This window comes from Neisseria sp. HMSC064E01 (genome assembly GCF_001808875.1).
Classification (GTDB): domain Bacteria; phylum Pseudomonadota; class Gammaproteobacteria; order Burkholderiales; family Neisseriaceae; genus Neisseria; species Neisseria sicca_A.
In genome coordinates, this window is the sequence record NZ_KV794939.1 from 53,520 (window position 1) to 68,871 (window position 15,352).

A 15,352-nucleotide genomic window follows, 5' to 3' on the forward strand; every position below is an offset into this window, starting at 1 on the left:
GGAAAATCATGAATAAAAAAACCAGAATTACGTCAGTCTGCTCATTAGCCCTTTTATGCGCCATGCTTTCAGGATGCGGGATTTGGCAAGGCATGAAAGATGGAACGGTTGAAGCAACGAAAAGTGTTTTTTATACCAAACTCAAGATTTTGAAAATCGACCTGATTGCACGAAACGGCTTGAATCAAAACGAGCGCGGGCAGTCGCTGTCGACAGTCGTCCGAGTGTATCAATTGAAAGACAAGCAAAATTATGAAGTTGCCTCATATCGCGATTTGCTCAATCAAGACAAAACCATCTTAAGCAACGATCTGGCGGAAGGTTACAAGCAATATACCATTCGGCCGGGGGAGACCATCAGCTTTGATGAAACGCTGAATAAAGACACCAAATATGTCGGCGTTGTTGCCTTCTACAACAAAGTAGGGGAAGAGCAGACTTGGAAAATGTTGATTACCAAAAAGCAGCTGACCAATAACAAACCGGTCGTTATCGAATTGGTGGATAACAAAGTCCTGCTTCAAGAGACGGTCAAGAAAGTCAAATAATGGATGCCGCACTCTATGAGAAACTGACCGGATTTTATTCCGACGGTTTGCCGATAGATGACCTGCCAGGCAGCTTCCAGTTGGTTCGCAGTGTTTTGGATAATATCCAACGCATTCTTAACAGCAGAAGCGGTTCCTTGAAACATCTGCCGGATTATGGGATTCCCGATCTCAGCATGGTTTATAAAAACCTGCCGTCCAGCGCACATGACTTGCGGTATTTTATGAGGAAAACCTTGTTGAAATACGAGCCAAGATTAAGGAACTTGGATATCCACCTCACTGAATCCAAAGACAATATCATGGTTTTGTGTTATCAGCTGGAATGCGAAATAGAAAACGCGGGTGCGGTAGTTATAGACACTTATTTTATGCCTGAGGGGACGGTTTCCGTTAAACGCAGCCGGACATAAGCTTTCTTTGGTGTGAATAGATTACTTTGAAAATTAAGAAATAAAATATGGTTAAACACATTTTCCTTACTTGCGGCGTGTTGCTTTCAGCAACCGCTCAAACCGCCTTTGCCAAAGAGCTGGAAGGCATGTTGGTCACTCAAAACAATTATGTCCGGATTCGAAGTTGTGATTTGAAAAACAATTACACTTTGCTTCCCGGTAGCGGAAACGGCTATGAAGCCGCAGCGGAAATCATCAGCGTCAGAAAAAATACGCCTGAAAACACACCAATTTATGTCGGATTAAGAGGCAATCTGGAAAACACCAATTTTTTGATTTCCGGGATTGATTTCATCAAAATGGGCGAGAGCTGCCATGTGCCGCATACCGAAACCCCGCCTGCCGAAGTCGTTACTCGAGAGTATCCGCTTACTCAGCAGAAATCAGGTTCGACAGGAGGGAAGTCTGAATCTAAACAAGACAATTCGAAATTAAAAGCTACGGAGTCCCAACAAACTAAGGCAGAACAAGACAAACCGGAAGAAACGGCAGGCAAGTCAGAAGAGCCGATTCCTTATCCTGAAGTTACACAGACTAATCAATTGGAAGACAGTAAAAAGTCTGAAGACAAGACAAATTCAGACGACCTTGTTAAAGAAAGTGTGAAAACTGAGGATGCCAAACAGACAGATACCGAGAAATCTGATCGCACAAATGCTGGTTCGGCGACACCGGAAGTATCAAATACAACTGCGCCAATCGAGAAAAAAACCGTAGAAAACAAGGAAATTGATGCGTCGGCTAAAGCAGAGGCATCTGAAACGGTAGAAGTGCCAGCCAAAGCAGAAACATCTGAAACGGTAGAAGTGTCGGCCAAAGCGGAAACGCATGAAACGGTAGAAGCACCAACCCGATTTGAACCACTTGAAAAGGTAGAAACGCTGCCAACCAAGACAGAAATTTCTGAAACCGTAGAAACACCAGTCCAAACGGAGGCATCCGTAACAGTAGAAACACGGGTAACAACAGAAACTACGTCAACTACGCAAGCTCCGGTAGTCGAAGAAGCTTTGACAAAAGCGGTTGATGTAGAGGAGCATTCGTCCGTATCTGAGCCTGTGGCTCCTGTGGCTTTGCCATCGGAAAGTCAGCCGGTAGAGGTCACTACCGTATCCGAAGTGAAACCTGAAACCGGTAAACAGGAGTCTCCATCGGTAGAGCATGAGCCTTTGGTGCCGCAAGTAGGCATACAACGCGAAGAAACTCATTTTGTGCACAATACGTTGTCAGCAACCCCAATGGCTACCGAAATATCTGTGCCACAGGCAGAATCATCTACCGTGTATGAAGAAACGCCGGTGCAGCCGGTTTATGTCAATAAGGTCATCGTGCATGATGATGACGCCTTTTAATAAAAGACAGGTAAGCCCAACAAAATAGCAGAGTCGGTTTGCTGCTTATCCATAGAAAAGGTCGTCTGAAAAAATTCAGACGACCTTTTCTTATGAATGGGTTTTAACGACACAACATTTTTTCGTACTCTTGCTCAAAGAAACAAATTTCCTCAGGCTTGGGAAGCAAGAAATATATCGGTTTTATAGTGGATTAAATTTAAACCAGTACAGCGTTGCCTCGCCTTAGCTCAAAGAGAACGATTCTCTAAGGTGCTTAAAGCACCAAGTGAATCGGTTCCGTACTATCTGTACTATCTGCGGCTTCATCGCCTTGTCCTGATGTACTATCTGCGGCTTCGTCGCCTTGTCCTGATTTAAAGTTAATCCACTATAACTGAACCTCTTTACCTTTTTAATTTTGAATAATCTGCCCCAGCTGATGAGGAAGAGGGGGTAGGGCGGCTGACTCGGGCATATTGGTTTTTCGGGTTATGCGGATTTTTTGCTTTCAAATGCCGCTATTATTAGTGTGTTATTTTGTGTTCGTTCTTTGTTTTTCAGACGACCTCTGGTGGTAAATAGGTCGTCTGAAAACAGCTTACCAAGACAGATAGAACATGGCTTTGGCAAAAAATACGATAAACAGCATATGGGAAAACACGACGGCGTGGATGTATTTGGACCAGCCGACGGTCAGGGTGCGCCGTGCCATTTTGACGACGGCGATGGCGAAATGGACGAGGACGCTGACTGCCAACAGGATTTTTAGGGTGAGGAGCGTGCCGAGTGAGGTGGCGAAGGGTTCGCTCAAAAAGGGCAGGTAGCGGTTGAATGCCATGACGATGCCGCTGATGAAAAGCGTAATGACGACGGGCGGCATAACGCGGACGGCGCGGTAGGACATGGCGCGTTCGACTTCGCGGCGCGATTCGCGCGAGACGCGGCCGGTGTGCATGACGGACAAAACCAGCATTTCGAAAAAGACGCCGCCGACAAAGGCAATGGCGCAGAAGAGGTGGATGATGTGGGCGATGGCGTAGAGACTCATGACCGTGTTCCGAAGTGGATATTCAGGCGAAATTGTATCATCAGTCGGGCGGTTTCAGACGACCTTTTCCTTATTGTCGGCTCAATAGCCGGTATCGCTCGGGATGTGCAAAGAAGCCATTTTGTTTATTAGGGCAGTTCGATAGTTAAGGGGCAAAATAGTTTTCAAATCTGGTAATAAAATCGGGTATTTTATTTAACATATCGGTCTATTTTAAAGTTAACCCCCTATACACTATACTGTTGCCACATTTCATGATGATGAAGAGGAAAAAGATGAATAAATTATTGTCTCTGTTGGCTGTATGTTTGGCGATTGTGCCGTTGTCTGCATGTAAACAGGAGGTTTCGGAGAAACCGGCAGCAAAGCGGGAAAAAGCGGCTTCTGTTGTTATCCGTCCTGAATTGAATTGGGATACCCCTAAATTAACCAGTAATGTTTGGAAAATCAGCAAATCGGGGCAGCCGGATTCTTATTTGGTCGGTACCATCCATATCGGTAAGCCCAATGCCACCTTGTCTAAAGATGCAAAGAATTTGCTTGCATCTGTCGAACAGTTGGTTACCGAGGCCGATATGCTGCCCCAGCTCAATGATGAAGAGATGGCGAAATATCAAGAGTTTATGCAAAAAATTTATAGTCAAGATTCTTTGAAATCCAAGTTGGGCGATAAGGATTTTGAATTGTTGCAACAGGATTTTATGAAAAATCCGGAGTTGGCTCAGATGGCGCTGTACATCGACCACATGCATCCTTGGGCGGTGTTGATGTTTTCTTTAAGCCTTTATCCGCCTGAATACAGCAACCAGACAGGTGTGGATATTTTGCTGTCGAAAGCGGCACAAGAGTCCGGTAAAACACGCCTTGCTTTAGAGGATGTGATGGATTTCTCTCGAATTTTTGCCAGTCAGCCGGAAAAGTTGATGATTAAAATGTTGACATTGAGAACGAATGAAGAGTATGTCGAGCGGGAAACCAAACGTCTTTTCAATTCCTATGAGAAAGGAAAGTTCGAGGATTTACCTTTGGTGCAAACTGAATTAGAGCAGGAATTTGCTCAAAAGTATCCTGATACTATTCCCGTTTTATCTTGGGTACGCAGCGATTTGCTGATTAAGCGCAATCAAATTTGGCTGCCGAAAATCAAAGAGATATCTGCTAAAAAGAAAACGGTGTTTGCAGTGGGTATCCTGCACTTGATGTCTGAACAAGGTTTGATTGAGAAGTTGCGCAAGGAGGGCTATCAGGTGACGCCGGAGCCTTCAATATTGATGTGGTAAGACAAAACGTCGTCTGAAAACAGTTTCAGACGACGTTTTATAATGAAAAAACAAACCGACCGCGAGATACAGCGGTCGGTTTATTTTTTGCACTCTATTGAAATCCAAAAATAGAGAAGGTCGTCTGAAAGATTGGTGCGTGCTTTTTTGTTTCAAATATGGCGAGAAACAGGATGGACGTGAAGGCATAGATGGTTTCAGACGACCTTTGCATTGTGGCGACAGCTTGTTGTGTCATCCTCTTATCTTATCGGGAAGGACGGTGCAGAATTGGAAACTTGGATAGGGGCGTTTGCTTACGAACGGAAGGGGCGTGCAATTGAAAACTGTATGATTTCAAATTGTAAATTACTATTCAAAATGACGTTTGGTTTTGAAAATGACCGTTTGTTAGAAAGTTAGGACGTACGCATTTTTAGATAATAAGATAAGGGAAATTATCACAGGGGAACAAAATGTTATTGTTAGTATTGTTTTGCATGATACTTTGCCTGCTTGTAATTGCTGCCTTTATCGTGGCAGCAATTCGCAGAAAACGGTTTGCTTACGATGTCAGCCGCGATTACGAATACGGTCAATTGCCCAAGTCGGCGACAGTCAGTTTGCGTGACGGCAAGCTGATCTTGCCCGACACCATCGGCGCGAATGATACGGTCATCGCCAGAATCAACGTGAAATCAGGTTGGCTGGGCAGATTGGTGATGCCTTGGATCGGCGTCAAAACCAACCGCGGGGAATGGCGGGCGTATGTCGAACATGGCGGCAACGGCGCGCGCTACCTCAATTTGACCGACACCTTCGACGACGGCAGCAGAAAAATTACATTAAGCGGCAACCGCGTGTTCCTGCCTGATCAGGAAGTTGAATTGTCGGTTTATCCGCGCGAGTGTTTGAGCGGTAAAAAAATTCTGGTCCTCGCCCCCCATGCGGATGATGCGGAATTGGCGGCTTACGGATTATATGAAAAACATGCTGCCGATACGTTGGTGGTTACGATTACCGCAGGGGAGGGCGGCAGCTTCCATTACAACAATCTGTATGCGCGCAATCCCGAGCAAATGCAGGCGCAGTATCTGCAAAAGGGCAGGATGCGCGTATGGAACAGCCTGACCGTGCCGCTTTTGGCGGGCGTGTCGTCTGAAAACATTTTGCAGCTCGGCTATTTTGACAGCACATTGCAAGTCATGAAGCAGAATCCCGATGCCGATGTGAAGTCGACCAAACTGGATACGGCGGATGTCAATCTGTTCCGCCGTGCCAATACTTCGCCTTTGTCCAAAGGCCTGAACGGCGGCTCGAATTGGCGCGGGCTGGTCAATAATTTGGCGTATATTATCGAAACCTTCCAGCCCGACATCATCGTCAGCCCGTCGCCCAATATTGACGCACACAAAGACCATCAATATACGACGATTGCTGCGGTTGAAGCGTTGAAACAACTGGATTATCGGAAAGGTTCGCTGTTTTTGCATACGCTGCATTTTTTGAGCGACGATTTCCCGATCGGCAAGTCCGGCTCGATGTTGAGCCTGCCGCCGATGTTCGGTCAGCCATTCCATTTCCATTCCGTGTATTCCCTGCCTTTGAACAAAGAAGAGCAGAACCGCAAGCTGCTGGCGCTGGACGCGATGAACGATATCCGCCCCAACGCCAACGGGTATGCGGACTGGAAAACCATGATATTCCGCGGCTTGAACGGCTTGCGCCATCATGTATTTGATATCGATAGGGATTTGGTTAACCGTTTTGTCCGCAGCAATGAATTGTTTTACGTTGTTCCTGTCAGCGATGTGCATCAGGAAGACAGTTATCAAAAAATCGTCCAATGCGGCTGAATGGGGTAGGTTTCAAATCATTGCCTGCCTGAATGTCGGATAAAAAGAGCAATTGAGCGCAGTCTCGGCAATGGGCGGGACAATGCCGCATACCTTGGCGGCCGATATACAAAGGTCGTCTGAAAACCTATAATGGCAAGGATTTCACACCTGTTGCCCGCCATGCCGATTTACTTTATTTCCGATTTGCACCTGAGCGAATCCCATCCCGAATTGACCGAATTGTTTTTGTGCTTTATGCGAGAAAAAGCACCGAAGGCTCGTTCGGTTTATATTTTGGGGGATTTGTTTGATTTTTGGATAGGCGACGACGAGCAATCCGAATTGACCCAAACCGTCGCGCAAGCGATTCAATCCGTCGTGCAGCACGGGGTGGAATGTTTCTTCGTACACGGTAATCGGGATTTTTTGATCGGAAAGCAATTTGCAGCGCAATCCGGTATGAAGTTGCTGCCCGAATATGCGGTGGTCGATTTATACGGCAGCTCTGCCTTGATTTGCCACGGAGATACTTTGTGTATCGATGATGCGCGTTATCAGAAGTTCAGAAAGATTGTTCACCAAAAATGGCTGCAACGCTTGTTCCTAAGCCTGCCGCTTGCCCTGCGTCTGAAAATCGCCCGTAAAATACGCCGAACCAGTAAGCAGGGCAAACAATATAAAGCGGCGGAAATCATGGACGTCCAGCCGCAATTCACCGCAGACATTGTACGTCGGCATCATACCCAACTGTTGATTCACGGACATACACACCGTGAGCATATCCATCAGGAAGACGGCTTTACCCGTATTGTGTTGGGGGACTGGAAGCCTGATTACGCTTCCATACTGGAGGTTGACGAACAGGGTTTCCGATTCGTTCCTTTATAAATTTGCGGGGCGGTGGCGGGTAAAAATACAGGGGCTTGGGTTCAACCTTTCATCTTGGTACGATATTTCAACTGTTCCGTATGGTTTGAATATGATTTGAATTACTAAAACATCGTCTCTTGTAAAACAGCTTCACTTTAAAGTCATCATCAAAAAGGTCGTCTGAAAACCCACAATCGGGTTTTCAGACGACCTTTCACTTTCTCAACTCAACATCAGAATTTCGCTTGCAGCCTCAACCAAGCGGTACGGCCGGGTTCGTTGACGCGCAAGGTTTGCGTGCCTGCTGAAGGGTCGCCGCCTTTGCTGACAAATTCGGCATAGGTTTTGTTGAACACGTTGTCTATGCCGGCCTGCAAGGTGGCGTATTTGCTGAATTTCCAGCCGGCATTGAGCGAGAGTACGCCGAAGCCGGAAGAGGCGCCGATGTCCTGACCGACGATGTTACCTTGACCTTTGCTGTAACGGTTTTGTTTCGCCACGACGCGCCATAACGCGCCTGCGCTGTATTTGCCGTTGTCGAAGGCGAGGGTGTTGTTCCACTCGAGCGGCGGGGTTTGTGCCAAAGGTTTGCCGTCAGTGCGGTTTTTGCCGTGGGTGTAGGCGAGGCTACTGCCGATTTCCCAGTTGGGCGCAAACGTCCATTTGACTTCGGCTTCGCCGCCGAAACGCGAGGCTTTAACGTTGCGTACGCCTAAATCCGTGCCTTGGCGTTCGAGTATGATGAAGTTTTTGACATCGCTGCCGAATACGGACACGGAGGCATGGAGGTTAGGACGTTTCCAGATGATGCCCGCATCGATTTGGCGGTTTTGTTCGGGATGGATGATTTTCTTTTTGGCGCGCAGACGTTCCCAGTAGTCGGGCGAGCGTTCGGCGATACCGAATCCGGCATAGTATTTCAAGCCGTTATCCGTATCACGTTCCCAACGTAAGAAACCGGAATTCAAGTTGAATTTCTGATGTTTCAAGGTGGGATCGGTTACGTCTGCGGAATCATAATCCGCTTTGACACGGTCGTGGCGCAAGCCTGCTACCCAACGTTGTTTGTCGGTTTGCTGCCAAGCGGCTTCGGTGAAAACGCCCCATTGTTTGAAACTTTGGTTGGGCATAAAAGGCTTGTGGCTGTAACCGTCGCCGCCGCGTTCCATACGGGCGACGTGTACGTCGTCCATATAATCTACGCCGGTTTGCAGGTTGAGATTATCCCAATCGAAGGTGGCTTTCAGACGACCTGTGTCGGTGTTGCGTTTGGGGTTGTTGGCATTTTTAATCTGTTTGCCTGCGGGATTGCGGATGGTGCGCAGGCTGTATGTGTCCATGACGTGGTCGATTTCGCTTTCACCGTAGCGCAATTCGAGTTCGCTGAACCAAGGGGTGAGGTTGCGTTGGGTAAAGCGGACATTCCATGCGTCGCGGTCGAATTTGCTGCCGTCCATCATGCGGTCGGCGTAGGCGACCTTGGCTCTGCTGCGTTCGTATGTGCCGGCGATGGTGGTGTTTTCGGTCGGGGTGATGCCCAGTTGCAGCATTTGGCTGTCGCGTTTGAAATGGGAGTGGACGCGTTTGCCTGAGCCGTCTTTGTAGTCGTCGGCTTCGTTATGGGAAATATTGCTGCGGACGTAGGCGTATTTGCCGCCGAACTCGGCTTCAAGCGAGCCGTCGCGGCGGTCGTTGCTGCCCGCAGTCAGGGAGGCGTTGATGTTGTAGGGTTTTTCGCTGAAATCAGGGTCTTTGCGGATAAATTGTACCGAACCGCTGACCAAGCCCATACCTTGGGTTACGGTTTGAGGGCCTTTGGTCACGACGACTTTGTCGAAAGAGTTTGGATGAATGTATGCAGTCGGCGGATCCATACGCATAGCGCAACCGCCGTAAATAAACTGGTCGTCGGCGTTAATTGACAGGCGCGAACCGCCCAAACCGCGGAACAACGGATCGCCCGAGCTACCGCCTTTGCGGATGATGCTCATGTTGGGGACAGACTGTAAAAGGTCTGCCCCGTCTCCGGCAGGGAGGGGTTGCAAAGCAGCTTTGGGGTTGAAAGTAACGCTATTGGCTTTTTGTTGTTGTGTGCCGGTGACGGTGACAGGGGAAAGGGTAACAGTCTCTTCGGGAACGGGGTTTGTATCTGCCCAAGCTTGGGATACAGCTACGGCAAGCGGCAGAAGGAGTAACTGATGTTTCATCCTTAGGGCTCCTTTTATTGGTTTAGTTCATTGGTTGTAGTTAATTACTACTTTAGTAGTATAAAGAATGTCGGATAGTTTGTGAATAAGAAAACGATTTTGTTTAATTTAAGTCAATATTTTCAGTGCATAGCCAAATTATTTTAAGAACGGTAATAACTGTGTTGATTAATTACCTGTTTTCAGTCTGACAGGAAGAAAGGATAAGGTTGTTAGGGGGATGAAGAAGATTGTGTTTAGGAGCGGGGTGGATGCTTCGTTTTGGCGTGTTGTTACTGCGTTCTCTTTGGTGTTCCGTTCGCAGTCATTACGATATTTCAAACAGCAAAAAGGTCGTCTGAAAAATTTTCAGACGACCTTTGCTTTACAGGGAAACTCCTGACAAACGATACGGGCGGTTTATTTAAACCAACCCCTGACGCGCTCCAGCCCGCCGAAATTGATGCAGGCATCGGCGACTGCCTGCGCTTTCGGTTTGGCGCGGTAAGCCACGCCTATGCCGGCTTCTTTGAGCATCGGAATATCGTTTGCACCGTCGCCCATCGCCAACACCTGATGCGGCTGCAATCCAAGGCAGTCGCGGTATTCGCGCAATAAATCCGCTTTTGCCTGCGCGTCGATAATTCTGCCTTTCAGACGACCCGTCAGCTTGCCGTTTTCAATTTCCAAAACATTGGCGTGTTGGTATTCGAAGCCGAGGTGTTGTTGCAGCTTTTCGGTGAAAAACGTGAATCCGCCCGACACCAGCATGAATTTCACGCCGTGCGCCTTGCATTCGTCCAACAAAAATTCCGCACCGGGCGAGAGCCGCAAAACGTTTTCATAAACTTCCGCCAAAACCCGTTCGTCCAATCCCGCCAACAGTGCAACGCGGCTGCGCAAAGACTGCTCGAAATCCAATTCGCCGCGCATCGAGCGTTCGGTAATTTCCGCCACGCGGTCTTTCAAGCCGACACCCGCCGCAATTTCATCGACGCATTCAATGGTGATCAGCGTCGAATCCATATCGCTGACAATCAGCCCGAGTTCGCCAAACGCCATATCGGGCAATACGGCGTGGTCAATTTGATGGCTGTCCAGCAACGCCGCGTCTGCCTCGCTTAAAGAAAACCCTTCCTCAACAATAAAACGCATACGCTTTTCATCGGCGTAATCAGGCTCGGGCAGGAGGGCAAGGAGGGCGGAAGGCAGGGCTTCGGCGGAGGGAAATTGGAGGACGAGGGCGTGCGGCATGGTGGTGGCTCAAAAAATGCGGATTATATATAGTGGATTAACTTTAAACCAGTACGGCGTTGCCTCGCCTTGCCGTACTATTTGTACTGTCTGCGGCTTCGTTGCCTTGTCCTGATTTAAATTTAATCCACTATAACGAAACAGTGAAGGATGTTACGGCACTCAGGCCGAATGCTTAGGAAATGATTTTAAACGCAGACGACAGTATTTGTAAGGGAATACAAGGATGAAATGCCGAATTGTCGGCTTAACTATTGCCAGTCCACTGAAAATTCGCTATAAGGGGATTATATGGAATATATTAACATTTATATACAGACAACCCAAAAAAAGGATTCAGAGATGAAAATCGGTATCCCACGCGAGTCATTATCCGGCGAAACCCGCGTCGCCTGTACGCCTGCCACCATTGCACTGTTGAGCAAACTGGGCTTTGAAACCGTTGTCGAAAGCGGCGCAGGTTTGGCGGCAAGTTTGGACGATGCCGCTTACCAAGCAGCAGGCGCGACCGTTGCCGACAAAGCAACGGTTTGGGCATGCCCTTTGCTTTACAAAGTCAACGCGCCGTCCGAAGGCGAGCTGCCGCTGCTCAAAGAAGGGCAGACCATCGTCAGCTTCTTGTGGCCGCGCCAAAACGAGGCTTTGGTCGAAGCCTTGCGCGCCAAGAAAGTGAACGCACTGGCGATGGACATGGTGCCCCGTATTTCCCGCGCGCAGGCCTTGGATGCTTTGTCTTCGATGGCAAACATCAGCGGCTACCGCGCCGTGATTGAAGCCGCCAACGCTTTTGGCCGTTTCTTCACCGGTCAAATCACTGCCGCCGGCAAAGTGCCACCCGCGCAGGTTTTGGTGATTGGTGCAGGTGTGGCAGGTTTGGCGGCGATCGGTACGGCAAACTCGCTCGGCGCAGTGGTGCGTGCATTCGATACCCGCTTGGAAGTGGCGGAACAAATCGAATCGATGGGCGGCAAGTTCCTGAAACTCGACTTCCCGCAAGAATCGGGCGGCAGCGGCGACGGCTATGCTAAAGTGATGAGCGACGAATTTATTGCCGCCGAGATGAAGCTCTTTGCCGAACAGGCGAAAGAGGTGGACATCATCATCACCACCGCCGCCATTCCGGGCAAACCCGCACCCAAGCTGATCACCAAAGAAATGGTGGAAAGCATGAAATCCGGCTCCGTCATCGTCGATTTGGCGGCGGCGACGGGTGGTAACTGCGAACTCACCAAACCGGGCGAATTGTTCGTAACCGACAACGGCGTGAAAATCATCGGCTACACCGACATGGCAAACCGCCTTGCCGGACAGTCTTCCCAGCTTTACGCCACCAACTTGGTGAACCTGACCAAGCTGTTAAGCCCGAACAAAGACGGCGAAATCACGCTGGACTTCGAAGACGTGATTATCCGCAACATGACCGTTACCCGCGACGGCGAAATCACCTTCCCGCCTCCGCCGATTCAAGTTTCCGCCCAGCCGCAGCAAACGTCGTCTGAAAAAGCCGCGCCTGCCGCCAAGCCCGAACCGAAACCCGTTCCCCTGTGGAAAAAACTCGCGCCCGCCGTCATCGCCGCCGTATTGGTACTGTGGGTCGGTGCGGTCGCGCCCGCAGCATTTTTGAACCACTTTATCGTGTTCGTCCTCGCCTGCGTCATCGGCTACTACGTCGTCTGGAACGTCAGCCACTCGCTGCATACCCCGCTGATGTCCGTGACCAACGCCATCTCCGGCATCATCGTCGTCGGCGCGCTGCTGCAAATCAGCCAGGGCAACGGTTTCGTGACCCTGCTTGCGTTCATCGCCATCCTGATTGCCAGCATCAACATCTTCGGCGGCTTCTTCGTAACACGTCGGATGTTGAACATGTTTAGGAAAGGGTAAACCATGACTTTAGCCTATTGGTGCATCCTGATCGCATCGCTGCTGCCGCTGTTTTGTTCCTTCATCGCCAAAGCGCAGGGCGGTTTTCAGCCGTCGGACAACCGAAATCCGCGCGATTTCCTCGCCCGCACGCAAGGCTTGTCGGCGCGCGCCAATGCCGCGCAGCAAAACGGTTTTGAAGTGTTCGCCCCGTTTGCCGCCGCCGTTTTGGTGGCACACGCCACAGGCAATGCCGCGCAAGCGACCATCAACCTTTTGTCCATATCGTTCATCGCCTTTCGCATTGCTTATATTTTCAGTTATCTGAAAGACAAACCGAGCCTGCGTTCGGCAATGTGGACGGGCGGATTTGTCTGCACCATCGGACTGTTTGTAGCCGCTGTCTGACAGCGGGGTCGTCTGAAAACGAGCGTAGCGAATTTCGCTAAAACGAGTTCAGCGAATTTCGCTAAAACGAATGCAGCGGGTTTTCAGACGACCTGGAAGCCAGTTTTCGAATATGAGGATTTCGACCATGAAAGCAAAATGCCTGTGCGGCAACGTATCTTTAGAAGTGGAACACGACAAACACGTCCACGCCTGCCATTGCGGGATGTGCCGCATTTGGGGCAGCGGCGCGACGTTTTCGCTGATTGCCGCCAAACCGCCGAAAATCGACGGCGGTGAAAATATCGCCCGCTACCATTCGTCCGAATGGGCCGAACGCGCGTTCTGCAAAAACTGCGGTACCCACCTGTTCTACCATTTCCTGCCGAACGACAGCTATTTCGTCTTCGCCGGACTATTTGCCGACAACGCCGATTTCAAATTGGAAGAGCAGATTTACATCGACGCCAAAGCCCCGTATTACGAACTGGCAAATGATACGCCCAAGCTGACCGAAAAAGAGTTTTTGGCACAATTCGGCGGCGAATAGGAAACCCGATATAGAGGTCGTCTGAAAACTTAGCGGCAACTGAGTGACAGCGGATAAAACCAAAATGCCCGCACCGTTATTTCCAACCGCTCAAACGGTTGACGGTTAAGCGAATCCGCCATCAAACCTTTCAGACGACCCGATTAAAAAACACAGTTACTTTCACAAATAATTGGAGAATCACCATGTCTTCAGGACTCGTTACAGCGGCGTACATCGTAGCCGCGATACTGTTCATCTTCTCGCTGGCGGGGCTGTCCAAGCAGGAAACCGCCAAGCAGGGCTGTTATTCCGGCGTAGCGGGGATGGCGGTCGCCTTGTTCGTTACCGTGTTTTCCGAAAACACCCACGGACTGGGCTGGATCATCATCGCCATGCTGATTGGCGCCGCCATCGGAATCTACAAAGCTAAAAAAGTAGAAATGACCGAAATGCCCGAGCTGATTGCGCTTTTGCACAGCTTCGTCGGCTTGGCAGCCGTTTTGGTCGGCTTCAACAGCTATATCGCACCGGGCAACGTTTCGCACGATATGCACACCATCCATCTGGTCGAAGTCTATTTGGGCATCTTCATCGGCGCCGTAACCTTTACCGGCTCGCTGGTCGCGTTCGGCAAGCTCAACGGCAAAATCAACAGCGCGCCGCTGCAACTGCCCGCCAAACACAAGCTCAACCTCGCTGCATTGGTTTTATCCTTTATCCTGATGCTGGTTTTCGTATCCGTTGACGGCAGCGGCTTCATCCTGATCCTGATGACCCTGATCGCCCTCGCATTCGGCTGGCACTTGGTCGCCTCCATCGGCGGCGCGGATATGCCCGTGGTCGTGTCCATGCTGAACTCCTACTCCGGCTGGGCGGCCGCAGCGGCAGGCTTTATGCTCTCCAACGACCTGCTTATCGTCACCGGCGCGCTGGTCGGCTCCAGCGGCGCGATTCTGTCCTACATCATGTGTAAAGCCATGAACCGCTCCTTCATCTCCGTCATCGCAGGCGGCTTCGGTACCGACGGTTCCTCCGCAGCCTCCGGCAGCCAAGAAATCGGCGAATACCGCGAAGCCAAACCCGCCGAAGTCGCCGAAATGCTGCGCAACGCCAGCAGCGTCATCATCACCCCGGGCTACGGCATGGCAGTGGCGCAGGCGCAATACCCCGTTGCCGAAATCACCGAGCTTTTGCGTAAAAACGGCGCCGAAGTACGCTTCGGCATCCACCCCGTCGCCGGCCGCCTGCCCGGTCATATGAACGTACTGCTCGCCGAAGCCAAAGTCCCCTACGACATCGTGTTGGAAATGGACGAAATCAATGACGACTTCCCCGAAACCGACGTAGTGCTGGTTATCGGCGCGAACGACACCGTCAACCCCGCCGCCCAAACCGACCCGAACAGCCCGATTGCCGGCATGCCCGTATTGGAAGTGTGGAAGGCAAAAGAAGTCGTCGTCTTCAAACGCTCGATGAACACCGGCTACGCAGGCGTACAAAACCCGCTGTTCTTCAACGAAAACAGCGTAATGTGCTTCGGCGACGCGAAGAAAACCGTTGACGAGATTTTGGCGGAATTGAAGAAATAACATTTAGAAACCAAGACAAAAGGTCGTCTGAAAACCTGATTTTTAAGGTTTTCAGACGACCTTTTCTTATGAACACACTACGTCAAACACACCGCCGCCGTCATTCCCGCCCCCGCATACGCGAGGACAGGCTACGGCGTAAATCCATCGGAAATTCTAAGAAACTGATGTTTGAAAAACAGTTGCCGA

The 15,352-nt window shown here is 50.0% G+C and carries 14 protein-coding genes and 1 pseudogene; 11 read left to right on the forward strand and 4 right to left on the reverse strand.

What is annotated here, in order from left to right:
• The first annotated feature begins 8 nt into the window (after positions 1-8).
• Genes tssJ through HMPREF2572_RS06935 form a run of 3 tightly spaced genes read left to right on the forward strand, consistent with a single transcriptional unit; the run spans position 9 to position 2,355 of the window.
• Entirely contained in the window at positions 9-548 is a 540-nt protein-coding gene (gene tssJ / locus HMPREF2572_RS06925; protein WP_070497194.1) for a type VI secretion system lipoprotein TssJ, read from the forward strand.
• The gene (tssE, locus tag HMPREF2572_RS06930; protein ID WP_070497196.1) at positions 548-961 is read left to right on the forward strand and encodes a type VI secretion system baseplate subunit TssE; all 414 of its coding nucleotides are present in this window, start codon (positions 548-550) and stop codon (positions 959-961) included. The genes tssJ and tssE overlap by 1 nt, the downstream gene beginning before the upstream one ends.
• A 47-nt stretch (positions 962-1,008) precedes the next feature.
• On the forward strand, positions 1,009-2,355 hold the full coding sequence (locus HMPREF2572_RS06935) for a hypothetical protein (protein ID WP_070497199.1): 1,347 nt from the start codon (positions 1,009-1,011) through the stop codon (positions 2,353-2,355).
• A 580-nt stretch (positions 2,356-2,935) separates the two neighbouring features.
• Here HMPREF2572_RS06935 and HMPREF2572_RS06940 read toward each other — a convergent pair.
• The gene (locus HMPREF2572_RS06940; RefSeq protein ID WP_070497201.1) at positions 2,936-3,385 is read right to left on the reverse strand and encodes a CopD family copper resistance protein; all 450 of its coding nucleotides are present in this window, start codon (positions 3,383-3,385) and stop codon (positions 2,936-2,938) included.
• A 275-nt stretch (positions 3,386-3,660) separates the two neighbouring features.
• Between HMPREF2572_RS06940 and HMPREF2572_RS06945 the strand changes: the two genes are divergently transcribed.
• The 3 genes from HMPREF2572_RS06945 (at position 3,661) to lpxH (ending at position 7,370) form a co-directional block, all read left to right on the forward strand.
• Positions 3,661-4,665 (forward strand): TraB/GumN family protein, encoded by a 1,005-nt coding sequence (locus HMPREF2572_RS06945; protein ID WP_070497203.1) that lies wholly within the window; start codon positions 3,661-3,663, stop codon positions 4,663-4,665.
• Positions 4,666-5,120: 455 nt separating this feature from the next.
• Positions 5,121-6,500 carry a PIG-L deacetylase family protein gene (locus HMPREF2572_RS06950; protein ID WP_070497205.1) on the forward strand — a complete coding sequence of 460 codons (1,380 nt, stop codon included), beginning with the start codon at positions 5,121-5,123 and terminating at the stop codon, positions 6,498-6,500.
• 132 nt (positions 6,501-6,632) lie between these two features.
• Positions 6,633-7,370, forward strand: a complete 738-nt coding sequence (lpxH, locus tag HMPREF2572_RS06955) for a UDP-2,3-diacylglucosamine diphosphatase (protein WP_083294180.1) — start codon at positions 6,633-6,635, stop codon at positions 7,368-7,370.
• Between the two features lie 215 nt (positions 7,371-7,585).
• Here lpxH and HMPREF2572_RS06960 read toward each other — a convergent pair whose 3' ends face one another.
• On the reverse strand, positions 7,586-9,559 hold the full coding sequence (locus HMPREF2572_RS06960) for a TonB-dependent copper receptor (RefSeq protein ID WP_070497210.1): 1,974 nt from the start codon (positions 9,557-9,559) through the stop codon (positions 7,586-7,588).
• Positions 9,560-9,779: 220 nt separating this feature from the next.
• On the opposite strand from HMPREF2572_RS06960, the gene HMPREF2572_RS14580 reads away from it, so the two are divergent.
• Complete coding sequence (locus HMPREF2572_RS14580; RefSeq protein WP_168161778.1) at positions 9,780-9,941, forward strand: hypothetical protein; 162 nt, start codon at positions 9,780-9,782, stop codon at positions 9,939-9,941.
• 17 nt (positions 9,942-9,958) lie between these two features.
• On the opposite strand, the gene serB is transcribed toward HMPREF2572_RS14580, so the two are convergent.
• Both serB and HMPREF2572_RS14840 read right to left on the reverse strand, forming a co-directional pair.
• Positions 9,959-10,792 (reverse strand): phosphoserine phosphatase SerB, encoded by an 834-nt coding sequence (gene serB / locus HMPREF2572_RS06965; RefSeq protein ID WP_070497213.1) that lies wholly within the window; start codon positions 10,790-10,792, stop codon positions 9,959-9,961.
• Between the two features lie 21 nt (positions 10,793-10,813).
• Positions 10,814-10,930, reverse strand: a pseudogene (locus tag HMPREF2572_RS14840) (IS5/IS1182 family transposase); the annotation flags it as partial.
• A gap of 204 nt (positions 10,931-11,134) precedes the next feature.
• Between HMPREF2572_RS14840 and HMPREF2572_RS06970 the strand changes: the two are divergent.
• The 4 genes from HMPREF2572_RS06970 (at position 11,135) to pntB (ending at position 15,163) form a co-directional block, all read left to right on the forward strand.
• Positions 11,135-12,676 carry a Re/Si-specific NAD(P)(+) transhydrogenase subunit alpha gene (locus HMPREF2572_RS06970; protein ID WP_070497215.1) on the forward strand — a complete coding sequence of 514 codons (1,542 nt, stop codon included), beginning with the start codon at positions 11,135-11,137 and terminating at the stop codon, positions 12,674-12,676.
• Positions 12,677-12,679: 3 nt separating this feature from the next.
• The gene (locus HMPREF2572_RS06975; RefSeq protein ID WP_003765063.1) at positions 12,680-13,063 is read left to right on the forward strand and encodes an MAPEG family protein; all 384 of its coding nucleotides are present in this window, start codon (positions 12,680-12,682) and stop codon (positions 13,061-13,063) included.
• Between the two features lie 127 nt (positions 13,064-13,190).
• Entirely contained in the window at positions 13,191-13,592 is a 402-nt protein-coding gene (locus HMPREF2572_RS06980; RefSeq protein WP_070497217.1) for a GFA family protein, read from the forward strand.
• 185 nt (positions 13,593-13,777) lie between these two features.
• Positions 13,778-15,163 (forward strand): Re/Si-specific NAD(P)(+) transhydrogenase subunit beta, encoded by a 1,386-nt coding sequence (gene pntB, locus HMPREF2572_RS06985; RefSeq protein ID WP_070497219.1) that lies wholly within the window; start codon positions 13,778-13,780, stop codon positions 15,161-15,163.
• The last annotated feature ends 189 nt before the right edge of the window (positions 15,164-15,352 follow it).